Origin of the sequence: Pseudomonas ovata (assembly GCF_003131185.1) — a bacterium.
Lineage (GTDB): Bacteria > Pseudomonadota > Gammaproteobacteria > Pseudomonadales > Pseudomonadaceae > Aquipseudomonas > Aquipseudomonas ovata.
In genome coordinates this window covers 317,702-343,917 of the sequence record NZ_QFFU01000003.1, presented here as the reverse complement: position 1 = coordinate 343,917, position 26,216 = coordinate 317,702, and the positions used below count along the sequence as shown (strand labels likewise).

The window sequence follows — 26,216 nt, the reverse complement described above, 5'->3', positions numbered from 1 at the left end:
ACGCGATCTTGTGGGAGGGGGCTCTGCCCGCGATTGAGTGCGAAGCGCTCACAGAAATCCAGAGAGCGCTGAAGATCTAGGATTGGCAGCGCATTCAGAAATTTGTGAAACGCCACAATTTTACGACTGCTGCGCACTCGGTCGCGGGTAAGCGCAAGCGCGCTCCTATACAGGTCGCGGCGGTAAACGGATCGCCGTGCGGCCGATCGCCATCCATCTGTTGCACCGAGGTCATCATGGCATTCGAATGGGCCTATTTTTTCTCGCTGTTCTCCGTCGCGGCCTTCTGGAAGGCCTGCCTGACGGTGGTGCAGCTCAGCACCTTGTCCTGGACCCTGGGCCTGGGCCTGGGGTTTGTGCTGGCCAGCGCCAAGCTGTCCAGCCACGCCTGGCTGCGCCTGCCGGCCAGCCTGTACATCTGGCTGTTTCGCAGCATCCCGCTGCTGGTGCTGCTGGTGTTCGTCTACAACCTGCCGCAGCTGTTCCCGAGCGCCGGCAGCGTGCTGTCGCAACCGTTCTACGCCGGGCTGATTGCGCTGGTGCTGACCGAAACCGCCTACATGGCCGAGATTCACCGGGGCGGTTTGCTGTCGGTGCTCAAGGGTCAGCGTGAAGCGGCCAAGGCACTGGGTATTCGTGGGCTGGGCGCGCAGCGGCTGGTGATCATCCCGCAGGCGATTCGCATCTCGTTGCCGACCCTGACCAACGAATACGTGACCATTGTCAAGCTCACCTCGCTGGTCTCGGTGATCTCGCTCAGCGAATTGCTGCTGGTGGGCCAGCGCCTGTATGCGCAGAACTTCCTGGTGCTCGAAACCCTGGCGGCGGTGGCGGTGTACTACGTGCTGATCGTCACGCTGTTCGGCTGGCTGTTGCAGTGGGCCGAGCGGCATCTGGACTTGTCGCGCAAGAACGCCCAGACCCTCGACGCTAGTCAAACCCAGGCCTTGCGTCAGCCGGCGGCGGTCGGCAAGCCACGGGTGCAGGCCGCACCAGGGCAGCCCGACGCCTTGCAACTGCGCAACATCCACAAGCGCTACGGCAACCACGAAGTGCTCAAGGGCATCGACCTGAACGTGCGCCCCGGCGAGGTGATTTCCATCATCGGCCCGTCCGGCTCCGGCAAGACCTCGCTGATCCGCACCATCAATAGCCTGGAAAGCATCGAGCAGGGTGAGATCGTGCTGTTCGGCCAGGACTTCATCAAGGCCGGCAAGCGGCCCGACTCGCCGGTGATCCGCCAGGGCATCGGCCGCATTGGCATGGTGTTCCAGAACTTCAACCTGTTCCCGCACCGCACCATTCTCGACAACGTGATCCTGGCGCCGCGCTACCACGGCCTGGCCCAGACCGCCGAGCTGCGCCGCAAGGGCCATGCCTTGCTCGACCGGGTGGGGCTGCTGGCGCATGCCGACAAGTACCCGCACCAGTTGTCCGGCGGTCAGCAGCAGCGCGTGGCGATTGCCCGCGCCCTGGCGATGGAGCCTGACATCATGCTGTTCGATGAACCCACCTCGGCACTGGACCCGGAGCTGGTGGGCGATGTGCTCAAGGTCATTGGCGACCTGGCCGCCGAGGGCATGACCATGCTGATCGTTACCCACGAGATGGATTTCGCGCTGTCGATTTCCGACCGTATCGTGTTCATGGAAAACGGCCATGTGGTCACCGACGCTTCGCCGGCGGCGATCCGCCACGAGGGCGATCCGCGCGTGCAGCGCTTCATTGGTTTGCAACAGGAGGCGGTGGCATGAGCCGGTCTGAATCGACGTGTGGCGAGTTTCTGGTCAGGCAGCTGCAGGCCTGGGGAGTGGACACCGTGTTCGGCATTCCCGGCGTGCACACGGTCGAGCTGTATCGCGGCCTGCCGGGCAGCGGTATTCGCCATGTGACCCCGCGCCATGAACAGGGCGCGGGCTTCATGGCCGACGGTCATGCGCGGGTCAGTGGCCGGCCGGGGGTGTGCTTCATCATTACCGGCCCCGGCATGACCAATATTCTCACCGCCATGGGCCAGGCCTACGCCGACTCGATCCCGATGTTGGTGATCTCCAGCGTCAACGAGCGCCCGCGGCTGGGCCTGGGCAATGGTTACCTGCACGAGCTGCCGAACCAGCGCGCCATGGTCGCCGGGGTCAGCGCCTTCAGCCACACGCTGATGAGCGTCGATGAACTGCCCGCCGTCCTGGCCCGGGCCTTTGCCGTGTTCGACGGCCAGCGGCCCCGGCCGGTGCACCTCGAGCTGCCGCTGGACATCATCACCGCCAGCGCCGCACACCTGAGCGTGCAACCGCGCCGGGTCATCACCCGCCCGGCGCCGGACCCGGTCGCCATTGCCGACGCCGCTGCCCGCCTGCGTGCAGCGCGGCAGCCCTTGGTGCTATTGGGCGGCGGCTGTGTGGCGGCGCTGGACGAAGTGCGTGAGCTGGTCGCCCGGCTGGACGCGCCCACCGCGCTGACCATCAATGCCAAGGGCCTGTTGCCCGGCGATCATCCCTTGTTGCTGGGCAGCAACCAGTCGCTGGTGCCGGTGCGGCAACTGGCGCTGGACGCCGATGTGGTGCTGGCGATCGGCACCGAACTGGGCGAGACCGATTACGACGTGGTGTTCGACGGCAACTTCAGGATTGGCGGCGAACTGATCCGCATCGACATCGATGCCGAGCAATTGACCCGCAACCATGCGCCGGCGCTGGCGATCCTCAGCGATGCGGCACTGGCCGTGCGCGCCTTGCTGGCCGCACTGCCGGAACGTGCCACGCAGGCTGACAGCCCTGGCGCCCAGCGGGCCGCCGCCGTGCGCGCACAACTGGCCGAGGCGTTCAGCGGCTGGGCGCATTACCGCCGCTTGTTCGACTGCGTATTGGAGGTACTGCCCGAGGCGCGCTTTGTCGGCGACTCGACCCAGACGGTGTACAGCGGCAATCATCTGGTGGAACTGGACGGCCCGCGCCGCTGGTTCAATTCCTCGACCGGCTACGGCACGCTGGGCTACGGCCTGCCGGCGGCCATTGGCGCCAAGCTGGCCGAGCCAGGCCGGGCGGTGATCAGCCTGATGGGTGACGGCGGTATCCAGTTCAGCCTGCCGGAACTGGCCAGTGCGGTGGAGGCGCAGGTCGCGATCATCGTGCTGCTGTGGAATAACCACGGCTACGGCGAGATCAAGCGCTACATGGAGCGGCGCGACATCACCCCGATCGGCGTCGACATCTACACCCCGGATTTCCTGGCCATCGCCCGCGGCTTTGGCTGCGCCGCCGAACGCGCCCGCGACCACGCCCACCTGCAAGCCCTGCTGCGCCAGGCGCCGAGCGACCGGCCGCTGATCATCGAAATCAACGAAGCCCCACCCTTCGCCCCGTGATCACACCATACCCGGGGTAGGAGCGCGCTTGCCCGCGACCGGCTGCGTAGCAGTCGTAAAATTGCAGCCGTGCCCCAAATTTTGAGTATGTCAGCAGTCGTAAAATTGCAGCCGTGCCACAAATTTTGAGTGTATTAGCAGACTTAAATGTTCAGCGTTTCCGAGATCTTGCGAGCGCTACGCACTCGGTCGCGGCATTCCGGCAAGCGCGCTCACAGCTCTCAGCACCGCCCCACTCTTCATGACGGAGCCCCACCATGCACACCCCGCACTACATCAACGGCCATTGGCAGGCAGGCGAGGGCGGTGACGTCCTGGTTGTGCACGATCCTGCGCTGGGCCAGCCCTTCGCCGAGCTGGTCGCCGCCAGCCCCGCCCAGGTCGACCAGGCCGTGGCCGCCGCCCGTGCCGCGCTCCCGGTCTGGAAAACCACACCCGTGGCCGAGCGTGCGGACGTGCTGCGTAACGTGGCCGAGCACCTCGTGCAACGCCGCGACGCCCTTGTCGCCCTGCAGATGCGCAACAACGGCAAGCCCCGCCATGAGGCCGAGCTGGATGTCGACGACGCCGTGGCCACCTTCAGTTATTACGCCGACCTGATCGAAACCCAGCCGACTCATCGCGACGTCGAACTGGCCGCCCCCGGTTTCACCTCGCGCACCCGGCTGGAGCCTGTCGGCGTGGTCGGCCTGATCGTGCCGTGGAATTTCCCGCTGGTCACCAGCGCCTGGAAACTGGCCCCGGCCTTGGCCGCCGGATGCACCGTGGTGCTCAAGCCCTCGGAAATCACCCCGCTGATCGAACAGACCTACGGCGAAATCGCCGATGTACTGGGCCTACCGGCGGGCGTGCTGAACATCGTCAACGGCAAGGCCGAAACCGGCGCGGCCCTGAGCAATCACCCCGGCCTGGACAAGCTGTCGTTCACCGGCAGCAACGGCGTCGGCAGCCAGGTGATGCGCAGCGCCGCCGCCTATTGCCGGCCGGTCACCCTGGAGCTGGGCGGCAAGTCGGCCTTCATCGTGTTCGACGACTGCGACCCCGACCAGGCCGTGGAGTGGATCGTCGCCGGCATTTGCTGGAACGCCGGGCAAATGTGCTCGGCCACCTCACGCCTGCTGATCCAGGACGGCATCGCTGACGTATTGATCCCGCGCCTGCAGGCTGCTTTCACCGCGCTGCAGGTCGGTAATCCATTGGCGGCAGAGGTCGACATGGGCCCGCTGACCAGCCAGGCGCAATGGCACAAGGTGCGCGAGTATTTCGCCATCGCGCAACAAGAGGGCCTGCACTGCCAGGCCGGCGCAGAGGTACCGGAGGGGCCGGGCTGGTTCGTCAGCCCGACCCTGTACACCGACGTACCGGATAGCAGCCGCTTGTGGCAGGAAGAAATCTTCGGCCCGGTGCTGTGCACACAGCGCTTCGACACCGAACAACAAGCCATCGCCAAGGCCAACGACAGCCGCTTCGGCCTGGTCGCCACCGTCGCCAGCACCGACCTGCACCGCGCCGAACGCGTCGCTGATGCACTGGAAGTGGGGCATGTGTGGATCAACTCGATCCAGGCGGTGTTCGTCGAAACCTCGTGGGGCGGCAGCAAAGGCAGCGGGATCGGCCGGGAGCTGGGGCCGTGGGGGCTGGCAGCGTATCAGGCGGTCAAGCATGTGACGCGGTGTACCGACAGTAAGACGCCTCTGTAGGCGATCACCTGCCGTCTTGGCGCGCCGCCAATACCCGATGGGTAGGAGCGACCAACGGTCGCGAAAAGACCCGCATGATTCACTGCGACACTCGCGACCGCAGGTGCTCCTACGCAGTAATGCCGTGTGAGAGGCAGCCACTGTCTGTGATGGTTGTGTTTATCTGTATTTTTAACAGGCACAAAAAAGCCAGGCCGCTTGCGCGCCTGGCTTTTTCATTACCGCAGACCGATCAATCCCAGCTCAACGCGCCGCCCGTCTGATACTCGATCACGCGGGTCTCGAAGAAGTTTTTCTCCTTCTTGAGGTCCATGATCTCGCTCATCCACGGGAACGGGTTGGTGGTGCCCGGGTATTCTTCCTTCAGGCCGATCTGGGTCAGGCGGCGGTTGGCGATGAACTTGAGGTAGTCCTCCATCATCGCCGCGTTCATGCCCAGTACGCCGCGCGGCATGGTGTCGCGTGCGTATTCGATTTCCAGCTGGGTGCCTTGCAGGATCATCTGCTGGGCTTCTTCCTTCATGTCGGCGTCCCACAGGTGCGGGTTTTCGATCTTGATCTGGTTGATCACGTCGATGCCGAAGTTCAGGTGCATGGATTCGTCGCGCAGGATGTACTGGAACTGCTCGGCCACGCCGGTCATCTTGTTGCGGCGACCCATCGACAGGATCTGGGTGAAGCCGCAGTAGAAGAAGATGCCTTCGAGCACGCAGTAGTAGGCGATCAGGTTGCGCAGCAGTTCCTTGTCGGTCTCGACCGTGCCGGTCTTGAATTCCGGGTCGGAGATCGAACGGGTGTATTTCAGGCCCCAGGCGGCTTTCTTCGCGACCGACGGGATCTCGTGGTACATGTTGAAGATCTCGCCTTCATCCATGGCCAGCGATTCGATGCAGTACTGGTAGGCGTGGGTGTGGATCGCCTCTTCGAAGGCCTGGCGCAGGATGTACTGGCGGCACTCCGGGTTGGTGATCAGGCGGTACACGGCCAGCACCAGGTTGTTGGCCACCAGCGAGTCGGCGGTGGAGAAGAAGCCCAGGTTGCGCAGCACGATGCGACGCTCGTCGTCGGTCAGGCCTTCAGGGTCTTTCCACAGGGCGATGTCGGCGGTCATGTTGACCTCTTGCGGCATCCAGTGGTTGGCGCAGCCGTCGAGGTATTTCTGCCAGGCCCAGTCGTACTTGAAGGGCACCAGCTGGTTGAGGTCGGCACGGCAGTTGATCATGCGCTTCTCGTCGACCGCAACGCGGGCCGAGGCGCCTTCCAGTTCAGCCAGGCCTTCAGCGACATCCAGGGCGTCCAGGGCTTGCTTGGCGCGGATCAGGGCAGCCGAGTCGGCGGCGGTGACAGCGCGCGCTTCCTTGGCCGCCGCACCACCGGCGCTGTCGAGGCGGTCCATGGCCGCTTCGTGTGCCTGGGCGGCCTGGTTGGGCTTGGCGGCGATGACTTCGCCGTCGTCCTTGTCGAATTCGTCCCAGCTCAGCATGGGTTACATCTCCTGCTTGGGGTCGCCATCAAATACCGCTGACGATGACCGTGTGGATTTTGAAGTAAAGGCTGCCAACGTTGCGGTGATGCACGCTGGCAACGCGAATGTGTGGGTGATCTTGAATTGTCTATGGCGCTGGAAAGGAAGCGCTGCTGTGACTGTCGAAGCCGCGGCAATGAAGGCGGCGACAATCAAGCCTGTTGCGTGACGTTGTGTTGCATTCAGGGCAGATGATATTGCTGTTGCAATGAGTCATTTGGGTCCCTTGGATCAAGGGCGCGGAGTATAGCGAATATTGCTCCACGCTGCTTTACCTGTTCGGAAATTTAGCGGTTGGACAGGGACATTTTTTGTGGGCTGGCTCACGAACTTTTGCTTGCAAAAAAGATCGCGGCATTGCCCGAAAATCGTCCATGTTGTGTTTCGATGGGTTGCGAGGCACACGATATAGATTTCGAGGTGTTTCGACAATGCTCTGTATGAGGACCGTTCCTGGATTTGACCTGGGTCAGGATTTGGCCTGAAAGGCAAAATTCCGGGCAGGCCGGCAGGACGGGAGCTGTACGCCTGTTGACGGGGTTTTTTTAACTGTCAGAGAGCATTGGAGCAGGTGACGAACGGAGGGTTTTCAGTCCTGTTCAGATGGCAGCCGTAAAATTGCTGTCTCGGGTAACCAGGGGGCCAAACGTCCTATCGCACATAGAATGCGTGTTCCTTGAATGATCGGTATTGAACTGTTACCGCAGCGAGGTCAAAAAGTCTTTGGCTCGATACGCTTCGAGCAGTTCTTCGCGCAAAAGCCGAGGACGCTTCATATCTTCCGGGCCGATCTCGAAGCCTGCAAGGCGCAGGCTGGCCAGGTAGTTGGACCTGCGGGTTTTGGCGCAATAGGCTTTTTTGGCTTGCAGGGATGGATTGGACATGAAGCAGCCTCGGACGTATCAACGCATCAATGTAGCCATAAAGTGTAGCTGTCGGGAATACAAGACAGCACAAGCCATGCACGGATTCACAGCCCTTATACGTCGGCGGTAGACGCTGACCGCCGCTTCCGGTTGCTGGCAGGATCCCGGCCTGTTTCAAAGCCTGCGAAAACAAACAGGCCCCGCGTACTTGAGCAGTACGCGGGGCCTGGGGTGTTGCTCAGTCAGGCCTTACTGGCAAGCCTCACAATCCGGCTCGTCGATCGCACAGGCCTTCGGCACCGGTGCAGGACCGGCCGGTGCGGCTTCGCTCGGGCGAGGGGCGGCGATGGACGAGTCGTCCGGGCCGTGGCCACCGCTGGAAACGGCGTTGAGCTTGCCGGTGTTGATGGTCGACTTCTCGGTGCTGGTCGCGGCCAGGGCACGGAGGTAGTAGGTGGTTTTCAGGCCACGGTACCAGGCCATGCGGTAGGTCACGTCCAGCTTCTTGCCCGAGGCACCGGCGATGTACAGGTTCAGCGACTGCGCCTGGTCGATCCACTTCTGGCGACGGCTGGCGGCATCGACGATCCACTTGGTGTCGACTTCGAACGCGGTGGCGTAGAGCGCCTTGAGTTCCTGCGGGATGCGCTCGATCTGCTGCACCGAACCGTCGTAGTACTTGAGGTCGTTGATCATGACCGAGTCCCACAGGTCGCGGGCCTTGAGGTCGCGTACCAGGTACGGGTTGATCACGGTGAACTCGCCCGACAGGTTCGATTTCACGTACAGGTTCTGGTAGGTCGGCTCGATCGACTGCGACACGCCGGTGATGTTGGCGATGGTCGCGGTCGGCGCGATGGCCATGATGTTCGAGTTACGAATACCTTTTTGTACGCGGGCACGCACCGGCGCCCAGTCCAGGGTTTCGTTCAGGTCGACATCGATGTACTTCTGGCCACGGGCTTCGATCAGGATCTGTTGCGAGTCCAGCGGCAGGATGCCCTTGGACCACAGCGAACCCTGGAACGTCTCGTAGGCGCCGCGCTCGTCGGCCAGGTCACACGAAGCCTGGATGGCGTAGTAGCTGACCGCTTCCATCGAGGCGTCGGCGAACTGCACGGCCGCGTCGGAACCGTAAGGGATGTGCTGCAGGTACAACGCGTCCTGGAAGCCCATGATGCCCAGTCCGACCGGACGGTGGCGCAGGTTGGAGTTGCGCGCCTGCGGCACCGAGTAGTAGTTGATGTCGATCACGTTGTCGAGCATGCGCACGGCCACATCGATGGTGCGCTTGAGCTTGGCGGTGTCGAGCTTGCCGTCCACGATGTGGTTCGGCAGGTTGATCGAGCCCAGGTTGCAGACCGCGATCTCGTCCTTGTTGGTGTTCAGGGTGATCTCGGTGCACAGGTTCGAGCTGTGGACCACGCCCACGTGCTGCTGCGGGCTGCGCAGGTTGCACGGGTCCTTGAAGGTCAGCCACGGGTGGCCGGTCTCGAACAGCATCGAGAGCATCTTGCGCCACAGGTCCTTGGCCTGGATGGTCTTGAACAGCTTGATCTTGCCCGGGTATTCGGTCAGCGCTTCGTAGTACTCGTAGCGCTCTTCGAAGGCCTTGCCGGTCAGGTCGTGCAGGTCCGGCACTTCCGAAGGCGAGAACAGGGTCCACTGGCCGTCATCGAAGACGCGCTTCATGAACAGGTCAGGAATCCAGTTGGCGGTGTTCATGTCGTGGGTGCGACGGCGGTCATCACCGGTGTTCTTGCGCAGCTCGATGAACTCTTCGATGTCCATGTGCCAGGTTTCCAGGTAGGCGCAGACCGCGCCCTTGCGCTTGCCGCCCTGGTTGACTGCCACAGCGGTGTCGTTGACCACCTTGAGGAACGGCACCACGCCCTGGGACTTGCCGTTGGTGCCCTTGATGTACGAGCCCAATGCACGCACCGGGGTCCAGTCGTTGCCCAGGCCACCGGCGAATTTGGACAACATGGCGTTGTCGTGGATCGCATGGTAGATGCCCGACAGGTCGTCCGGCACGGTGGTCAGGTAGCAGCTCGACAGCTGTGGACGCAGGGTGCCGGCGTTGAACAGGGTCGGGGTCGACGACATGTAGTCGAAGGACGACAGCAGGTTGTAGAACGCGATGGCACGGTCTTCACGCTGCTTCTCTTCGATCGCCAGGCCCATGGCCACGCGCATGAAGAAGATCTGCGGCAGTTCGAAGCGCACGCCGTCCTTGTGGATGAAGTAACGGTCGTAGAGGGTCTGCAGGCCCAGGTAGGTGAACTGCTGGTCACGCTCGTGGTTGATCGCCTTGCCGAGCTTTTCCAGGTCGAAGCTGGCCAGCTCCGGGTCCAGCAGCTCGTTCTTGATGCCGGCGTCGATGTAGGCCGGCAGGGCCTTGGCGTACAGGTCGACCATCTCGTGGTGCGTGGCGCTGTCGGCCACGCTCAGGAAACCCAGGGCTTCGGCGCGCAGGGTGTCCATCAGCAGGCGGGCAGTGACGTACGAGTAGTTCGGTTCGCGCTCGACCAGGGTACGGGCGGTCATCACCAGGGCGGTGTTGACGTCCTTGATGGCCACGCCGTCATACAGGTTTTTCAGGGTTTCGTTCTGGATCAGCGCGGCGTCGACTTCGGCCAGGCCTTCGCAGGCTTCGGTGACGATGGTGTTCAGGCGCGCCATGTCCAGCGGCTCGAGGCTGCCGTCGGCACGGGTGATGCGGATCGACGGATGCGGCTTGATGGTCACGTCGGCAGCGGCGCGGCCGGCACGTTCCTTGGCGCGCGAATCACGGTAGATCACGTAGTCGCGGGCGACCTTCTGCTCGCCGGCGCGCATCAGGGCCAGTTCGACCTGGTCCTGGATTTCTTCGATGTGGATGGTGCCGCCCGAAGGCATGCGACGCTTGAAGGTGGCGGTGACCTGCTCGGTCAGGCGGGCAACGGTGTCATGGATGCGCGACGAAGCGGCGGCATTGCCGCCTTCAACTGCGAGGAACGCCTTGGTGATGGCGACCGTGATCTTGTCGTCGGTGTACGGGACGACAGTGCCGTTACGCTTGATTACACGCAATTGACCGGGGGCGGTCGCGCTCAGGTCCTGTTGGGCCTGGCTCGCGTGCGGCGCGCTGGCCGGCTGATTCTCGCGAGTTGTGTCTGTCTGCATGGGGGTCTCCACAGTCTTTGAGTATGTTCGGGCAATACTGCCCACCGTGCCGGCGGGTACCGGCTTGAGGAGGGTTGGGCGCCGCTCCCCGGCTTGAAAAGTCAAAGGCACCGGGAAGGCCCAGTGCCTGGAAATCATTTGAAGAATGCCGGTCGGTCATTGCAGGACGTGCGTAGTGGTGGTCCTGTGAACCTCAGCCCTTGGCGCGAGCGCTTGGTCTGTGAAACCGGTGGTAAGTTCAACCTCGACGGTTCGATAAAAAGGCTTGAAACCTGACTTGAAGTTGTGCTTTTGATTTTGGGGCTAAACCCCACATGTAGGGTCTGTTGCGTTCAGGGGCTACAAGATAATGCGTTTTGCGCGGTACTTCAACGCACTGCCTGTGGATAGGTTGTGAGTAAAGCTGTGCATGATTACCCCTCAGCCCGCATAACTTATGGGCGGGCCGCGTTTACCTGATTTTTATATTTCCCGACGAACTGACCACTGATTTTTGCGGGCGCGAACCCTATCACAGAATTTCCAATGTGCAAGGGTGATCTGGCGTGTTTCGTGCATCACACAGCGGCCAGAAAGGAGTCTCATGAACCCAGGGGTGTTTGACGGTGAATTGCAGGCCTTTGGTCGGAGCGTATTGGCGCACGCTACGGCCCCGGCCGGTGTCCCTGTGCCGGCCTTGTTGAGGGCCGAGCGACTCGATGCGCTGCTTGAGGGCGTGTATGGAGCGGCCTTGATGGCCCGTCACAAACCGGTGTTGGTGTCGCAATGGGCCAAGTACTACTTCATGCACCTGATCCCGCCGGTGCTGGCCGCTGACCTGGCGTACGGCTGGCACTGGCCCTTGGCACTGGCAGACATTGCCCTGGCGCTGGATGAGCGCGGGGTGCCGGTGGGCCTGCAATTCCTGCAGCCGGGCGGCTTCAGGCCGGCAGTGGCGCAGGCGCCGTGGCAACGCTTTGCTGCACTGCTCGATGACAACCTGCAGCCGTTCATCGAAGCGCTGAGCGCTTATGGTCCGTTGCCGCGCGCGGTGTTGTGGAGCAGCGCGGGCGATACGCTGGAGCAGTGCCTGCGGCACCTGGAGCGCATCGACCCGGCCCTGGCGCAGGACGGCTGGCCGTTGCTCAGGCACTCGCGACGCAGCGATGGTCGCGCTAATCCGCTGTTCAATACGGTGACCCATGTGCCGCAGGCCGAGGGTGCGCCACGTCGCCAACGGCGCAGCTGTTGCCTGAGTTACCAGGTGCAATGGGTCGGGCGTTGCGAGCACTGCCCGTTGCCGTGCGACTGATTCAGCGGGCAATGGCCACCAGGCTCAGCAGGTGGTCGTTGTGCAGGCCGAACTGGCCCTGCAACTGCTTGCCGTGGTGCCACTCCTCGGACAGGTCGCAGAGCAGGCCCAGGCGTACCTGACCATCGGCGGACCATTCCAGCACATGTGCGTCCTCGAAATAGAAACGCTTGCCCACCAGCGGGTACAGCGCCTTGAACAGCGCTTCCTTGATCGAGAAGGTCAGGGTGACGCACAGCGCGATCTGCTCGGCGGGCAGGTTGTGCAGGCGGGCCAGCTCCTCGGCGGTGAGGATCTCGCCGGCCAGGCGCCGGGCACGCTCGGCATCGAGCAGGTGTTCGGCGTCCAGGCCCAGGCCGCGCCAGTGCGCCTGCTGCGCAACGATGGCGGCGGCCCAGCCGGTGCTGTGGGTGATCGAGCCGCAGATACCGGCTGGCCAGACCGGCGCGCGGTCTTCGCCGATGGCCGGCACACAGGCACGGCCATCAAGCCGGCGCAGGGCTTCACGGGCACACAGGCGCCCGGCGAGAAACTCGGTCTGACGCTTGGCAACCGAACGCTGGATACTGGCCGGCGGGTCGATCTGGCAACGTTGCCAGTCTTCAGGGAGCAGTTGCCCGGGATCGAAATGCGCGCTTGTTAATACCACCCCTTCAAGCGCATAGGGCAGAGGCCAGTCCGGCTTGAGATCGGGGCAACAGGTGGGCAAGGATGAGGTCATGGGCTGCAAGTTCTATCGCTAAACAGGTGTCTGGTATAGGGGGCGTAGGAGCGCGCTCTGCCCGCGACCGAGTGCGCAGCGCTCGCAGAGATAGATGAAACGCCACAAATTTACGACTGCTAACGCAGCCGGTCGCGGGCAGAGCGCGCTCCTACGGCAAGGTGTGGGGTCAACCAAAGATTTTCTTGAAAAACGCCTGCATGTCGGCCCACGAGCGCTGGTCGGCTTCCTTGTTGTAGCCGATGTCCGGGCCGCCATGGTCGCCGTGGCTCAGGCGGTCGGCATCCGGGTTGGTGAAGCCATGCTTGGCGCCTTCGAGGCTGACGAATTTATAGTCGGCACCGGCCGCGTCCATTTCCTGCTTGAACGCGGCGACGTCCTTGGCCGTGACCATGCTGTCGCTGGCGCCGTGTTCGACCAGCAGCGGCACCTTGATGCCCGGTCTGGCCGGGCTTTGGGCCGCCAGCGCACCGTGGAAGCTGACCACGCCGGCCAGGGGCTCGCCGCGACGGGCGGCGTCGAGCACCACCTTGCCGCCGAAGCAGTAGCCGATGGCGGCGATCTTGTCCGGCTGGGTCTGCGGTTGTTTCTTCAGTTGCTCAAGGCCCGCATCGAAGCGCTGGTTGGCCGCATCGCTGTCCTTGAGGGCCGCCTGCATGAAGGCCATGGCATCCTTGGGGTGTTCGGTGTTCTTGCCGTCGCCGTACATGTCGATGGCCATGGCGCTGTAGCCCAGTTCGGCCAGGTCACGGGCGCGGCGCTTGGCGTAGTCGTTCAGCCCCCACCATTCATGCACCACCAGCACGCCCGGGCGCGGGCCCTTGATGGCATCGTCGTAGGCGTAGTAAGCCACCAGCGGCGTGCCGTCGGCACTCTTGTAGTTGACCTGCTCGGTCTTGATCGCAGCCTGGGCCAGTCCGGCCAGGCCCATGAGGGTCAATCCAATCAAGACGCGCATGCGAGAATCCTTTTCAATACCATTGGGAAGGCCAAGCCTAGCCGATTTGCGGGTATCGATGCACGGCAGGTTCAGTCGAAGTTCAGGGCCTGGCCATTACTGTGGGGCCATAGCGTGGCAATGTCGGTTGGGCGTATGGCGCCGCCGCCGAAGGTCGTTATCATGAGCGCCTGCGCATCGGGCTTGAACGATGGCCGGTTTTTTCATCCTGAAGGGGTCATGGACGCCCGGGAGAGAGCATGAAGTTGTTGGTGGTCGAGGACGAGGCGCTGCTGCGCCACCATTTACACACGCGCCTGGGCGAGGCGGGCCATGTGGTGGAGGCGGTGGCCAATGCCGAAGAGGCGCTGTACCAGGTCGGGCAGTTCAACCACGACCTGGCGGTGATCGATCTGGGCCTGCCGGGGCTGGGCGGGCTGGACCTGATCCGGCAGTTGCGGGCGCTGGGCAAGTCGTTTCCGATCCTGGTGCTGACCGCCCGTGGCAACTGGCAGGACAAGGTCGAGGGCCTGGCCGCCGGCGCTGACGACTATGTGGTCAAGCCGTTTCAGTTCGAAGAGCTCGAAGCGCGGCTCAATGCCCTGTTGCGCCGCTCCAGCGGCTTTATCCAGTCGACCATCACTGCCGGGCCCTTGCTGTTGGACCTCAACCGCAAGCAGGCCACGTTGCAGGAGCAGCCGCTGGCACTGACCGCCTATGAGTACCGGATTCTCGAGTACCTGATGCTGCATCACCAGCAGGTGGTGCCCAAGGAGCGGCTCATGGAGCAGTTGTACCCCGATGACGACGAGCGCGACCCGAACGTCATCGAGGTGCTGGTCGGCCGGCTGCGCCGCAAGCTCGATGCGGCGGCCGCCTTCAAACCCATCGAAACCGTGCGCGGCATGGGGTATCTGTTCACTGAGCGCTGCACATGATCCGTTCGCTGCGCCTGCGCCTGATGCTGGGCGCAGCGACCCTGGCCGTGATTTTCATGCTGCTGATGCTGCCGGCCTTGCAAGGCGGGTTCAGCATGGCCCTGCGCGGCGCCATCGAGCAGCGCCTGGCCTCGGATGTGACCACGCTGATTTCCGCCGCCAGGGTCGAGGGCGGCCATCTGCTGATGCCGTCGCTGTTGCCCGGCGAGCAGTTCAACCTGCCTGGCAGCCGCCTGCTGGGTTACATCTATAACCGCCAGGGCCAACTGGTGTGGCGTTCGCTGGCCGCTGAGGCCGAAGACATCAACTATCACCCGTATTATGACGGCCAGGGCAGCAAGTTCACCCGCATCAAGAATGCCGAGGGCGAGGAGTTCTTTGTCTATGACGTCGAGATCCGCCTGCTGGGCGGTCGCAATGTGGCGTTCAGCATCGTGGCCGTGCAGTCCTTGCGTGGTTATCAGGAAACCGTCGGCGGCTTGCGCAAGAAGCTTTACCTGGGCTTCGGTGCGGCGCTGGTGGTGTTGCTGGGGCTGTTGTGGCTGGGGCTGACCTGGGGACTGCGCGCCCTCAAGGGGGTCAGCAAGGAGCTGGACCAGGTCGAGGCCGGGGTGCGCGACAGCCTGGGCGAGGATCATCCCAGCGAGTTGCTGCGCCTGACCGACTCGCTCAACCGGCTGTTGCGCAGCGAGCGCGAACAGCGTATCCGCTACCGCGATTCGTTGGGTGACCTGGCGCACAGCCTGAAAACCCCGCTGGCGGTGCTGCAGGGCGTGAGCGAGAACATTGCCAAGCGCCCCGAGGACGTCGAGCAGGCGCGGGTGCTGCAATCGCAGATCGAGCGCATGAGCCAGCAGATCGGCTATCAGTTGCAACGTGCCAGCCTGCGCAAGAGCGGCCTGGTGCGTCACCACGTCAAGCTGCGCCCGGTGGTCGAGAGCCTGTGCAACACCTTGCAGAAGGTGTACCGCGACAAGACCGTCAGGGTCAGCCTGGACCTGCCCGATCACGGCCAGGTGCCGATGGAAGAAGCTGCGCTGATGGAAATGCTCGGCAACCTGCTGGAAAACGCCTATCGCCTGTGCCTGGGCGAGGTGCGGGTCAGCTTTGTCAGTGGTCCCGGTGGCGATGAGCTGTGCGTCGAAGACGACGGCCCAGGGGTGCCGCCCAACCAGCGTGCGCGCATCCTGCAGCGTGGCGAGCGTCTGGACCGGCAGAATCCGGGGCAGGGCATTGGTCTGGCCGTGGTCAAGGACATCATCGAAAGCTATAACGCTCACCTGACCCTGGAAGACTCGCCCCTGGGCGGCGCGTTGTTCCGGATTCACTTCATGGCCGAGTGAGGTGGGCGGGGCTGGTGTCGCCAGCCCACTGCAGGCCAGCACCCTGCATACGCGGCGGATACCCGCCACGCCTCAGCGGATTTACCTGCAATCAGGCGGAAATCCGCCACTCGCTTTTCCCGATCAGGACTATCGTCACAAGGACAACCCTTGCCACGCGGGGCTTTCAGAAAAGTTCCGCAGGCTGGCATGCGTGTTGCTATACAGGTTGCAGAGACCTGCCACGCGCAGCTCGACCAAAACAAATCCCTCCAGTGCAGGAGGGTTAGCGCTTTATAGGCAACGTCAGCATCAGATGAACTGTGCGGGCGTGCCCTTGAGGATAACTGCAATGACGACTCGTCAGCCCTTCTACAAAACGCTGTACTTCCAGGTCATCGTGGCCATCGTGATCGGTATCCTGATCGGTCACTTCTATCCGGACACCGGCAAGGCCCTCAAGCCGCTGGGTGACGGTTTCATCAAGCTGATCAAAATGGTCATCGCTCCGATCATCTTCTGTACCGTTGTCAGCGGCATCGCCGGCATGCAGAACATGAAATCGGTCGGCAAGACCGGTGGCTACGCGCTGCTGTACTTCGAAATCGTCTCCACCCTGGCCCTGATCATCGGCCTGATCGTGGTCAACGTGGTTCAGCCGGGCGCCGGCATGAACATCGACGTCAGCACCCTGGACGCCTCCAAGATCGCCGCTTATGTGACCGCGAGCAAGGACCAGAGCATCGTCGGCTTTATCCTCAACGTGATCCCGAACACCATCGTCGGTGCCTTCGCCACCGGTGACATCCTGCAAGTGCTGATGTTCTCGGTGATCTTCGGCTTCGCCCTGCATCGCCTGGGTGCCTACGGTCGTCCGGTACTGGACTTCATCGATCGCTTCGCCCATGTCATGTTCAACATCATCAACATGATCATGAAGCTTGCCCCGATCGGTGCTTTCGGTGCCATGGCCTTCACCATCGGTGCCTACGGTGTCAGCTCGCTGGTGCAACTGGGCCAGTTGATGATCTGCTTCTACATCACCTGCGTACTGTTCGTGGTGCTGGTGCTGGGCGCGATCTGCCGTGCACATGGTTTCAGCGTCCTGAAACTGGTTCGCTACATCCGTGAAGAACTGATGATCGTGCTGGGTACGTCCTCTTCGGAATCGGCCTTGCCACGCATGCTGATCAAGATGGAGCGCCTGGGCGCACAGAAGTCGGTTGTCGGCCTGGTCATTCCGACCGGTTACTCGTTCAACCTCGACGGCACCTCGATCTACCTGACCATGGCGGCCGTGTTCATCGCTCAGGCGACCAACACCCAGATGGACATCACCCACCAGATCACCCTGCTGCTGGTGCTGCTGCTGTCCTCCAAAGGTGCTGCTGGCGTGACCGGTAGCGGCTTCATCGTCCTGGCGGCCACCCTGTCGGCCGTAGGTCACCTGCCGGTGGCCGGTCTGGCGCTGATCCTGGGTATCGACCGCTTCATGTCCGAAGCCCGCGCCCTGACCAACCTGGTCGGTAACGCCGTCGCCACCGTGGTCGTGGCCAAGTGGGTCGGCGAGCTGGACACCGACAAGCTGCAGTCCGAGCTGGCTTCCGGTGGTACCTCCATCGTTGAAACCCGTCACGAAGACGACCTGGGCGTGGCTGAAGGCCCGGCCCCGGTGAGCACCACCAAGCCTGTCGTTTAACGCTTGAGGCATGAAAAAACCCATCTTCGGATGGGTTTTTTCGTTTCAGGCAAAGGCGTTATTCGACGCGGACATGGCCGCTGAAGGTCAGCGCCTGTTTGCAGCGCCGGCACAGGTAGCGCCGGCCCTTCATCACCAGCCGATGGCGTTGCGCGGTGAAGGCAAAGTCGCTGTCCGGGCACGGGCACAGGTAGATGTAGCGGGTGGCCTGGCGCCGCTGCACCGTATAGCTGTGGCAGCGGTTGGGCGCCAGTTGGTAGACGCCACGCATGATCAGTTGCCATTCCTGGCCGTGGGGCTGGATGCCGGAACCGAACAACTGGTGGGCGACCAGGTGGGCCACTTCGTGCGGCACGGTCTGGCGCAGGAAGTCCTCGCTGTTTTCCTGGTACAGCTGGGGGTTGAAACGCAGTTTGTTCTCGTGCAGGTGCGCCACACCGGCCTTCTGGCCGCGCAGCTCGAAGCTGACGACGGGGCGTTTGAACGGGCGCTTGAAGAACGCTTCGGCTTGCTGGTAACAGGTTTCGACTCGGGACTTCAGTAGCTCGGGCATGCGTGACAACTCTCCAGAAGCGTCCATTATGCCGAAGGCGCCCACGGGCTGGAAACCCGATGGTCGCCTGCCCGTCCCAGGCGACCGGATGCTGTTGTGGTTCAGCCGATGTACTGCGGGCCGGCGCCCAGCCCCCACAGCACGACGGTGAAGGCCATGATCGCCACCAGCACCACCAGGCCGACCGAGAGAATGGCACTGGAGAACATGAAGCCTTCTTCAGCCGACACATTCATGAACAGTGGCAAGCCGGTGTACAGCAGGTACACCGTGTAGCCGATGGCCGCTGCGCCGGCCAGCACGCCCAGCCACAGGTGTGGGTAAAGGGCTGCCAGCCCGCCGATGAACAGCGGCGTGGCGGTGTAGGTCGCAAAGGCGATGCAGCGTGCCAGGCTCGGCCTGGCGCCATAGGTGCGCGCCATCCAGTGGATGAAGCCGCCCATGATGCCCACCCCGGCCAGCAGGGTCAGGTACGACAGCAAGGCCATGCGCAGCGCACTGACTTGCGTGAGCAGCACCGGCGTCCGTTCGTCGAGGGTCCAGCCGACCTGCGTGGTGCCGATATAGGCACACAACGGCGCAATGGCCGCCAGCAGCAGGGTGTGGGTGAGGTAAATGTGACGAATGCTTTCGTCTTCCTTGCGGATCTGCTGCCACTCGCGTTCGGGGTGAGTGAACAGGCCCCAGACATGATTGATCACAGGTTGACTCCCAATCAGCGTGCAAGACACATCCCGGCCCGAAGGGCTTGGGCACTGGCGGATCACCGCCGCCGGGACAAAGGCGGGGCCGGGGTCGGCCGGCGGGCCTCATCTGGGAGTATAGAAAGTGGCGCCCACTGCGAACGAATGCCCTTAGAGCGATTGGCAATGTGCGCGGCACGGCTAATAGCGAGGGCGATGGCATGTTCAAGGATGACGAGGTTATGGGTAAAATGGCGGCCTTTTCAGCGGTCTTGCCGGAACCTTGCGCTCCAGGCCATTTGTCGACATCTTGCAGCGGATACCACCAGCACCATGGGCACTCTTTCAGTCAATCAGAACAAACTGCAGAAACGCCTGCGTCGGCTGGCCGGCGAAGCGGTGAGCGATTACAACATGATCGAGGAGGGCGACAAGGTCATGGTCTGCCTGTCCGGCGGCAAGGACAGCTACACCATGCTCGATGTGCTGATGCACCTGCAGAAGGTGGCGCCCATCAGGTTCGACATCGTGGCGGTGAACATGGACCAGAAGCAGCCCGGCTTTCCCGAGGAGGTGCTGCCGGCGTACCTGGCCGGCCTGGGCATCGAGTACCACATCGTCGAGAAAGACACCTACTCGGTGGTCAAGGAGCTGATTCCCGAAGGCAAGACCACCTGCTCGCTGTGCTCGCGCCTGCGTCGTGGCACGCTGTACACCTTTGCCGACGAAATCGGCGCGACCAAGATGGCGCTGGGTCATCACCGCGACGATATCGTCGAGACCTTCTTTCTCAATATGTTCTTCAATGGCGCGCTCAAGGCCATGCCGCCCAAGCTGCGCTCCGATGACGGTCGCAACGTGGTGATCCGCCCCCTGGCGTACTGCCATGAGAAGGACATCCAGGCCTATTCGGACTTCAAGGGCTTTCCGATCATTCCGTGCAACCTGTGCGGCTCGCAGGAAAATCTGCAGCGCCAGGTGGTCAAGGACATGCTGGTGGAGTGGGAGCGCAAGACCCCCGGGCGCACCGAAAGCATCTTCCGCGCCCTGCAGAACGTCCAGCCGTCGCAACTGGCCGACCGCAACCTGTTCGACTTCACCAGCCTGCGCATGGACGAAAGCGCGGCCTCGCGCTTCGTCAATGTGGTCAACCTTCAGTGATTGACGGTAAAGGCCAGCATCGCTGAAAGCTGGCACAGCGGCCGGCCGCTTTCGGCCTGCCACTGGTTGAACGCGGCCTGCACGGCGGCCTGGTCGCGTTTGCTGCCCGGCACCTTGTCGACGATGTCCTGGGCATTGAGCGCGGCCACCACATCGTTGCTCGGCACGAAAGTGTCCTTGCCGACCATGCGCAAGAAGCGCGGCGCCGACAGCCCGCCCAGTTGGCTGCCGTGCTTGTGCAGGTACTGCCACAGGCCGGTGATGTCCTCGACCGGCCACTGGGCGATGAACTGCCCGAAACTGCCATGTTCCTGGGCAATGTCCAGCACCATCTGCGCATTGCGCGGCACGCTCTTGAGCTTGCCCAAGTGGCGGATGATGCGCGCATCCTGCATCAGCCGCTCCAGATGATCGGCGCCCATCAGCACGACCTTTTCCGGGTCGAAGCCAAAGAACACCTGCTCGAAGGCTGGCCACTTGGCGTCCACCAGGCTGTGCTTGAGCCCGGCACGGAACACCCGCAGCGCCAGGGTCGACAGGTAGCGATCATCACCGATTGCCAGCAACTGGCGCGTGGTTTTCGGCACCGGCAATTGGGCTTCCAGCGCCTTGGCCGAACCGAAACGGTTAAGGCAGTATTCGTGAAGCCATTTGTAATCGAGCATCGAAACTCCTGGTAGGGCATCACCCGCAGGCCCGGCGCTGCGCTGCCGTGCAGCGAACACCGGCGGTGTCGCGCTTGCCGGAATGCCGGACCACCGCGACCGAGTGCGCAGCAGTCGTAAATTTTCAGCGTTTCCGAGATTTTGAATGTGTTTGCATCAAAAAATTGCATCGCTTCACACATTTTGCGAGCGCTACGCACTCGGTCGCGGGCAAGCGCGCTCCTACGGGTGAATTCAATAGGCAATAAAATCAGTCAGTTATTTTGTATTGGATGAGAGCAACAGCGCGGTGTTGGCCAGGCGCTGGCCGAGGGCGCGGCACAGGTCGGTTTCGTGTTTGTCCAGCGCGCGCTTGCCATCGGCGCCGGCATGGTGACTGGCACCATACGGGGTGCCGCCACCGGTGGTTTCTACCAGCGCCGACTCGCTGTACGGCAGGCCGGTGATCAGCATGCCGTGGTGCAGCAAGGGCAACAGCATCGACAGCAGTGTGGTTTCCTGGCCGCCGTGCAGGCTGGCGGTGGAGGTGAACACGCCCGCTGGCTTGCCGACCAGGGCGCCGGTCAGCCACAGGTTGCTGGTGCCGTCGAGAAAATACTTGAGCGGTGCAGCCATGTTGCCGAAGCGGGTCGGGCTGCCCAGCGCCAGGCCGTGGCAGTGCTTGAGGTCGTCCAGGGTCGCATACGGCGCGCCGCTGTCGGGAATCGCCGGCGCGGTGGCTTCGCAGTCGGCCGAAACGGCCGGCACCGTGCGCAGTCGGGCTTCCAGGCCGCCCCGTTCGATGCCGCGGGCGATCTGCCGGGCCATTTCGGCGGTGGCACCGTTGCGGCTGTAAAACAGCACCAGAATATAAGGTGTGCTCACGCTAGCAGCTCCAGGATGTTTTCCGGTGGCCGGCCGATCACGGCACGGTCGCCGACGACCAGGATCGGCCGCTCGATGAGTTTGGGGTGCGCGACCATGGCGTCGATCAATTGCGCGTCGCTCAAGGACGGGTCAGCCAGGTTCAGGCTCTTGTACTCGTCTTCGCCACTGCGCAGCAGTTGCCGGGCCGGGATGCCCAGCTTGTCGAGCAACTGGCGCAAGTGCGCGGCATCGGGCGGTGTCTGCAGGTAGAGGACAACCTCCGGGGCCAGGTCGCGGGCTTGCAGCAGTTCAAGCGCGGCGCGGGATTTGGAGCAGCGCGGGTTGTGATAAAGCGTCAGATCGGTCATTGGCGGGTCGCATCCATACAAGGTGGCGCGTATTCTACCTGCGCCATGTAACCGTTCGACATAGACAGTCGCCCACGGTTGCATTGCGCGATATAAGTACGGTCAGGTCAAAAGAGGAAAAGACAGATGGCAAGGCGATTGGCAGCAGTGATGGCACTGGTGGGCAGCCTGTTGCTCAGTGGGTGCGGCGCAGACCTGGGCACTGACCAGAATGGCCAGAAAGTCGCCAGCGAGCGCATCGACAAGCACTGGCTGGTGATCAACTACTGGGCCGAGTGGTGTGGTCCGTGCCGGACCGAAATCCCTGAATTCAATGCCCTGGACGAGCAGCTCAAGGGCGATAAGGTCACGGTGCTGGGGGTCAACTTCGACAACCTGCAAGGTGACGAGCTGAAAAAGGCCGCCGAGGCGCTGGGCATCAAGTTCACTGTCCTGGCCCAGGACCCGGCCGAGCGCTTTGAGCTGCCGCCGGCCGAGGCGCTGCCGGTGACCTACATCATCGATGACAAGGGCAAGATGCGCGAGCAACTGCTGGGCGAGCAGAGCGCCGAGATCATCATGGACCGGCTCAAGGCGCTGCGCCCATAGGCGCTATTCCGGCCAGAACCGCAGCGGCTGGCCTTCGGCCGGCCACAGCCGCAGTTGCTGGATCGGTGAGATGTCCCAGCGCCGGGTGCCGGGCAGGGCGTCGAGGAAGCGTTGTTCCTGCTCCATGACGGCTTCGACGCAGAGCTTGCGGGTCTTGCCCACCTTGTCGAACGTCAGCATCTGGCCTTGCAGGCTGTAGGACGCAAACCAGTGGTTGCAGCCAGCATTGCCGTAGGCCCGGCCATCACGGCCCAGGGTCATGGTCAGGTGGCTGCGGTCGATCAGCGGGCGTTCACCGATCCACTCCAGCACATAGCTTTTGTCCTGTTCGATCTGCGCCACAGGCTGCCTGGCGCAGCCGGCCAGCAGCAGCGCACCGACCAGGCCGGTCAGGGCCAGGCGTTTCATGAAGGTTGCGCCTGGCATTGGCGGCAGTAGTGCTTGTCGCCCTCGGCTTTCCAGCCCAGCTCGGCAATGCGGGCAGCGGCGGCCGGTTTCTGTGCCTTGGCGCCCAGCTTGCTCTCGACCGAGAACTCGAAGGTCAGCTCGGTGCTGCAGCTGTCACAGTTGACCTTCCACTCATGGATGATCAGTTCATCGAACACCGGCCCCTTGGCCACCGCCACCCATTGCCCGGGCGGGTTGATCAGGTGGCGGACTTTCTCGACGTTCAGGCGCATGTACAGCGACTTGCTGCCTTTGAGGGTGACCAGCAACTGGTCGCCTTCATGGATCGAGCCGCCGTTGCCGGTGACCTGGTAGCGGCCCGGTGCCAAAGTGCGGCATTCGGTCAGGGTGTGTTGTGGGTTGAGCATGCTGTAACGGAAATCGTGTTCGGCCATGGGTCCTCCAAAATGCGCGCCATCTTAGCATGGGCACGCCAGCGGCAAGCCACAAGCCACAAGCGGCTGTGTCACGCCGTGACGCGCGCTTCGGCCGCCAGGCGGGCGATGGCCTTGTCCAGGTCGTTGAGGGCCTGGTCGGCCTGCGGGGCGTCCTGCTTGAGCAGGGTTTCGGCGCGCTGGCAGGCGGCGCGCAGTTGCGGCACGCCGCAGTAGCGGGTGGCGCCGTGCAGGCGGTGGATGCGCTCGATCAACGCCTGGATGTCGGTGGCGCTGCGGGCAGCACGGATGGCTTCGCGGTCGGCATCCAGTGAGGCCAGCAACATGGCCAGCATGTCGGCGGCCAGGTCCGGTTTGCCGGCCGCCAGGCGCAGGCCCTCCTCGTGGTCGAGTACCAGCGGTCCCAGATGGCTGGCGGCGGCCTCGGCCGGGCTCTCCGGCTGCCCGCTGCGCAGCGCCAGCCCGGTCCACTTGAGCACCACCTGGGCCAGTTGCCGCTCGCCGATCGGCTTGGTCATGTAGTCGTCCATGCCGCTTTGCAGCAGCGAGCGTTTTTCGTTGGCCATGGCATGGGCGGTGAGGGCCACGATGGGAATGGGGCTGCTTTGCCGCTCCGCCTCCCAGTCGCGAATCGCCTCGGTGGCCTGGCGCCCGTCCATGCCGGGCATCTGCACGTCCATCAGTACCAGGTCGAAGGTGTCGTTCTGCACCGCCTGTACGGCGGCATACCCGCTGTCGACCGCGACCACAATGCCGCCCAGGTCTTCCAGCAGGGTCTGCACCAGCAGCAGGTTGGCCGGGTTGTCGTCCACGCACAGGATGCGCGGCGCCCGGCTGGGCAGCGGCACGCTGGTGTCGGCGCGCACCACCTTGGGGGTGATCAGTTCCGACAAGGCCCGGTGCAGCTTGCGGTTGCACGCCGGCTTGGCCTGCAATTGGGTATAGACGTCCGGCACCGAGACCTGGAACACCGACTGCTCAGTGGTCGGGCACAGCACCAGCACCTTGCAGCCGAGGTTTTCCAGGTCCCAGATATGCTGGCGCAGTCGTTCGGGCGGAATGTCGTAACGGGTCACGCCCAGCACCGCCAACTCGAACGCGGTCTGGGTCTGGTGGGCCACGGTCACACCGTTGATCAGGCTTTCCAGGTTCTTGAAGGTCACAGGCTCCAGCCCGCAGTCTTCCAGTTGGTGCTCCAGCGCCTGGCGGGCCAGTTCATGACGCTCCAGCACAGCCACGCGCACCCCTTGCAACGGATGGTGAGCCTGATCTTCGGTGTCGTCGCGGGCCTTGGGCAGCTTCAGGCTGATCCAGAATTCCGAGCCGACCCCTGGCGTGCTGTCGACGCCGATCTCGCCGCCCATCTGCTCGATCAGACGCTTGGAAATCACCAGCCCCAGCCCGGTGCCCCCGGGCTGGCGCGACAGTGAATTGTCGGCCTGGCTGAAGGCCTGGAACAACGCCCGCACGTCCTGGCTGGACAGGCCGATGCCGGTGTCCTGCACGCTGATGCGCAGTTGCGCGCTGTCTTCGGTTTCTTCCTCGACCATGGCGCGGGCGACGATGGTGCCTTCGCGGGTGAACTTGATCGCGTTGCTGACCAGATTGGTCAGGATCTGCTTGAGCCGCAGCGGGTCGCCGGTCAGCGCCAGCGGCGTGTCGCGGTACACCAGGCTGACCAGTTCGAGTTCCTTGGCATGAGCGGCGGGGGCGAGGATGGTCAGGGTGTCCTGCAACAGGTCGCGCAGGTTGAACGGAATGCTGTCGAGCACCAGCTTGCCGGCCTCGATCTTCGAGAAGTCGAGGATTTCGTTGATAATGCTCAACAGGTTGTCGGCGGACTTCTCGATGGTGTTGAGGTAGTCGTTCTGGCGCGGGGTCAGCTCGCTTTTCTGCAACAAATGGGTAAAGCCCAGAATGCCATTGAGCGGCGTACGGATTTCATGGCTCATGTTGGCCAGAAACTCCGACTTGATGCGGCTGGCCTCCAGCGCCTCCTTGCGCGCCAGGTCCAGCTCGATGTTCTGGATCTCGATGGTCTCAAGGTTCTGGCGCACGTCTTCGGTGGCCTGGTCGATGCTGTTCTGCAGTTCTTCCTGGGCATTCTGCAAGGTCGAGGCCATGCGGTTGATGCCGGATGCCAGCTCGTCCAGCTCCTGGCTGCCCAGCGGTGGCAGGCGGGTTTGCAGGTGGCCTTCCTTGAGCTGGCTGACCGCCTGCTTGATGCGTCCCAGCGGCTGATTGATGCTGCGGCTCATGCGCAGCGCCAGGGCGGCGGTTATCGCCAGGCCCGTCAGGATCAGCAGCAGGCTGGCGAACAGGCTGCGGTAGCCACGCAGCAGGGTGCCGTTGTGGGTGATTTCAAGCTCGACCCAGCCCAGCAGGCGATCAGCTTCATTGGCAATGACGGCACCGGTCAGGTGCCGCTGGTTGCCGAACACCGGCAGCAGGTAGCGGGTGGCGTCACTGCCGGTGCTGTTGACCAGTTGCGGGCCCTGGCCGGTGGGGGCCGGGTTGAGCATGCTGGGGCCGGCATGGGCCAGTACGTTGCGTTCGGCGTCCAGGAAGGTCACCGAGCGCACGTCGTCCTCTTCCAGGGTCTGGGTGGCGATGCGGTTGAGCACGGCCTTGTCGGCATGGCCCAGCGCCGGTGCGGCCAGCGGCACCAGTTGCCGGGTGATCATCTCGCCCCGGGTCAGTAGCTGGTTTTGCAATTCGTAGAGTTGCATCCAGGTGAAGTAGCCGCCCAGCACCAGCGCCATGAGGCTGGTGGGCAGGATGGTCAGTAACAGCACCCGGCTCTTGATACCCAGCTTGGTCAGCACATGCATTCTCCGGCGGCAGGTCAGGTGGGCACGCTGTCGGAAACAGACATACGGCACAGGCAGTGTAGTCATTCAATGGACGCATGTTACAGCCTTGGCGGGCCGGACAGCGCGCCGGGCGTACGACAAAGCCGACAGTGACTTATTCTTTTTAGTG

The 26,216-nt window shown here is 63.2% G+C and carries 23 protein-coding genes; 10 read left to right on the top strand and 13 right to left on the bottom strand.

Annotation, left to right across the window (positions count from 1 at the left end; genetic code table 11):
* The first annotated feature begins 236 nt into the window (after positions 1–236).
* From DGA31_RS06965 to DGA31_RS06955, 3 genes are all read left to right on the top strand, one after another.
* Positions 237–1,754, top strand: a complete 1,518-nt coding sequence (locus DGA31_RS06965; protein WP_109512033.1) for an amino acid ABC transporter permease/ATP-binding protein — start codon at positions 237–239, stop codon at positions 1,752–1,754.
* Positions 1,751–3,364: a 5-guanidino-2-oxopentanoate decarboxylase gene (locus DGA31_RS06960; RefSeq protein WP_109512032.1), complete on the top strand. Its 1,614-nt coding sequence runs from the start codon at positions 1,751–1,753 to the stop codon at positions 3,362–3,364. The genes DGA31_RS06965 and DGA31_RS06960 overlap by 4 nt, the downstream gene beginning before the upstream one ends.
* Before the next feature lie 257 nt (positions 3,365–3,621).
* Entirely contained in the window at positions 3,622–5,064 is a 1,443-nt protein-coding gene (locus DGA31_RS06955; RefSeq protein WP_109512031.1) for an aldehyde dehydrogenase family protein, read from the top strand.
* A gap of 232 nt (positions 5,065–5,296) precedes the next feature.
* On the opposite strand, the gene DGA31_RS06950 is transcribed toward DGA31_RS06955, so the two are convergent.
* Positions 5,297–6,547 carry a ribonucleotide-diphosphate reductase subunit beta gene (locus DGA31_RS06950; protein ID WP_056838106.1) on the bottom strand — a complete coding sequence of 417 codons (1,251 nt, stop codon included), beginning with the start codon at positions 6,545–6,547 and terminating at the stop codon, positions 5,297–5,299.
* Positions 6,548–6,599: 52 nt separating this feature from the next.
* On the opposite strand from DGA31_RS06950, the gene DGA31_RS29770 reads away from it, so the two are divergent.
* Positions 6,600–6,758, top strand: a complete 159-nt coding sequence (locus tag DGA31_RS29770; protein WP_153811668.1) for a hypothetical protein — start codon at positions 6,600–6,602, stop codon at positions 6,756–6,758.
* Between the two features lie 529 nt (positions 6,759–7,287).
* On the opposite strand, the gene DGA31_RS06945 is transcribed toward DGA31_RS29770, so the two are convergent.
* Both DGA31_RS06945 and DGA31_RS06940 read right to left on the bottom strand, forming a co-directional pair.
* Positions 7,288–7,473, bottom strand: a complete 186-nt coding sequence (locus DGA31_RS06945) for a YhfG family protein (RefSeq protein WP_109512030.1) — start codon at positions 7,471–7,473, stop codon at positions 7,288–7,290.
* Between the two features lie 231 nt (positions 7,474–7,704).
* Positions 7,705–10,620, bottom strand: a complete 2,916-nt coding sequence (locus DGA31_RS06940) for a ribonucleoside-diphosphate reductase subunit alpha (RefSeq protein ID WP_056838114.1) — start codon at positions 10,618–10,620, stop codon at positions 7,705–7,707.
* A gap of 583 nt (positions 10,621–11,203) precedes the next feature.
* On the opposite strand from DGA31_RS06940, the gene fhuF reads away from it, so the two are divergent.
* Entirely contained in the window at positions 11,204–11,911 is a 708-nt protein-coding gene (gene fhuF / locus DGA31_RS06935; protein WP_109512029.1) for a siderophore-iron reductase FhuF, read from the top strand.
* Between the two features lies 1 nt (position 11,912).
* Here the strand turns inward: fhuF and DGA31_RS06930 are convergent, their stop codons facing one another.
* Both DGA31_RS06930 and DGA31_RS06925 read right to left on the bottom strand, forming a co-directional pair.
* A complete protein-coding gene (locus tag DGA31_RS06930; RefSeq protein ID WP_109512028.1) occupies positions 11,913–12,632 on the bottom strand; it encodes a 4'-phosphopantetheinyl transferase family protein in 720 nt (239 codons plus the stop codon).
* 169 nt (positions 12,633–12,801) lie between these two features.
* The gene (locus DGA31_RS06925) at positions 12,802–13,590 is read right to left on the bottom strand and encodes a dienelactone hydrolase family protein (protein ID WP_056838120.1); all 789 of its coding nucleotides are present in this window, start codon (positions 13,588–13,590) and stop codon (positions 12,802–12,804) included.
* Positions 13,591–13,829: 239 nt separating this feature from the next.
* Here DGA31_RS06925 and DGA31_RS06920 point away from each other — a divergent pair, with 239 nt between their 5' ends.
* The 3 genes from DGA31_RS06920 to DGA31_RS06910 all read left to right on the top strand — a co-directional run bounded on the left by DGA31_RS06920 (position 13,830) and on the right by DGA31_RS06910 (position 17,528).
* Entirely contained in the window at positions 13,830–14,507 is a 678-nt protein-coding gene (locus tag DGA31_RS06920) for a response regulator (RefSeq protein ID WP_056838122.1), read from the top strand.
* On the top strand, positions 14,504–15,850 hold the full coding sequence (locus DGA31_RS06915) for an ATP-binding protein (protein ID WP_056838124.1): 1,347 nt from the start codon (positions 14,504–14,506) through the stop codon (positions 15,848–15,850). The genes DGA31_RS06920 and DGA31_RS06915 overlap by 4 nt, the downstream gene beginning before the upstream one ends.
* Before the next feature lie 331 nt (positions 15,851–16,181).
* The gene (locus DGA31_RS06910) at positions 16,182–17,528 is read left to right on the top strand and encodes a dicarboxylate/amino acid:cation symporter (protein WP_109512027.1); all 1,347 of its coding nucleotides are present in this window, start codon (positions 16,182–16,184) and stop codon (positions 17,526–17,528) included.
* A gap of 58 nt (positions 17,529–17,586) precedes the next feature.
* Here DGA31_RS06910 and DGA31_RS06905 read toward each other — a convergent pair whose 3' ends face one another.
* Together DGA31_RS06905 and DGA31_RS06900 are read right to left on the bottom strand one after the other, a co-directional pair.
* Entirely contained in the window at positions 17,587–18,081 is a 495-nt protein-coding gene (locus DGA31_RS06905; RefSeq protein WP_056838128.1) for a SprT family zinc-dependent metalloprotease, read from the bottom strand.
* 101 nt (positions 18,082–18,182) lie between these two features.
* Positions 18,183–18,782, bottom strand: a complete 600-nt coding sequence (locus DGA31_RS06900) for a Yip1 family protein (RefSeq protein ID WP_109512026.1) — start codon at positions 18,780–18,782, stop codon at positions 18,183–18,185.
* 315 nt (positions 18,783–19,097) lie between these two features.
* Between DGA31_RS06900 and ttcA the strand changes: the two genes are divergently transcribed.
* The gene (gene ttcA / locus DGA31_RS06895; RefSeq protein WP_109512025.1) at positions 19,098–19,925 is read left to right on the top strand and encodes a tRNA 2-thiocytidine(32) synthetase TtcA; all 828 of its coding nucleotides are present in this window, start codon (positions 19,098–19,100) and stop codon (positions 19,923–19,925) included.
* Here the strand turns inward: ttcA and DGA31_RS06890 are convergent.
* The 3 genes from DGA31_RS06890 to arsC form a co-directional block, all read right to left on the bottom strand.
* Positions 19,919–20,590 (bottom strand): DNA-3-methyladenine glycosylase I, encoded by a 672-nt coding sequence (locus tag DGA31_RS06890; RefSeq protein WP_056838134.1) that lies wholly within the window; start codon positions 20,588–20,590, stop codon positions 19,919–19,921. The two genes, ttcA and DGA31_RS06890, sit on opposite strands and share 7 nt — an antisense overlap.
* Positions 20,591–20,848: 258 nt before the next feature.
* Positions 20,849–21,454 (bottom strand): NAD(P)H:quinone oxidoreductase, encoded by a 606-nt coding sequence (wrbA, locus tag DGA31_RS06885; protein ID WP_056838136.1) that lies wholly within the window; start codon positions 21,452–21,454, stop codon positions 20,849–20,851.
* Positions 21,451–21,804, bottom strand: coding sequence for an arsenate reductase (glutaredoxin) (arsC, locus tag DGA31_RS06880; protein ID WP_056838138.1), 354 nt, complete (start codon positions 21,802–21,804; stop codon positions 21,451–21,453). The genes wrbA and arsC overlap by 4 nt, the downstream gene beginning before the upstream one ends.
* A gap of 126 nt (positions 21,805–21,930) precedes the next feature.
* Between arsC and DGA31_RS06875 the strand changes: the two genes are divergently transcribed.
* The gene (locus DGA31_RS06875) at positions 21,931–22,392 is read left to right on the top strand and encodes a TlpA disulfide reductase family protein (protein WP_109512024.1); all 462 of its coding nucleotides are present in this window, start codon (positions 21,931–21,933) and stop codon (positions 22,390–22,392) included.
* Positions 22,393–22,395: 3 nt separating this feature from the next.
* Here DGA31_RS06875 and DGA31_RS06870 read toward each other — a convergent pair whose 3' ends face one another.
* The 3 genes from DGA31_RS06870 to DGA31_RS06860 all read right to left on the bottom strand — a co-directional run bounded on the left by DGA31_RS06870 (position 22,396) and on the right by DGA31_RS06860 (position 26,059).
* Positions 22,396–22,800 (bottom strand): META domain-containing protein, encoded by a 405-nt coding sequence (locus DGA31_RS06870; RefSeq protein ID WP_056838141.1) that lies wholly within the window; start codon positions 22,798–22,800, stop codon positions 22,396–22,398.
* Positions 22,797–23,234, bottom strand: a complete 438-nt coding sequence (locus tag DGA31_RS06865; protein WP_109512023.1) for a hypothetical protein — start codon at positions 23,232–23,234, stop codon at positions 22,797–22,799. Before DGA31_RS06865 ends, DGA31_RS06870 begins: the two co-directional genes overlap by 4 nt.
* A 71-nt stretch (positions 23,235–23,305) precedes the next feature.
* A complete protein-coding gene (locus DGA31_RS06860; protein ID WP_109512057.1) occupies positions 23,306–26,059 on the bottom strand; it encodes an ATP-binding protein in 2,754 nt (917 codons plus the stop codon).
* Positions 26,060–26,216 lie beyond the last annotated feature (157 nt).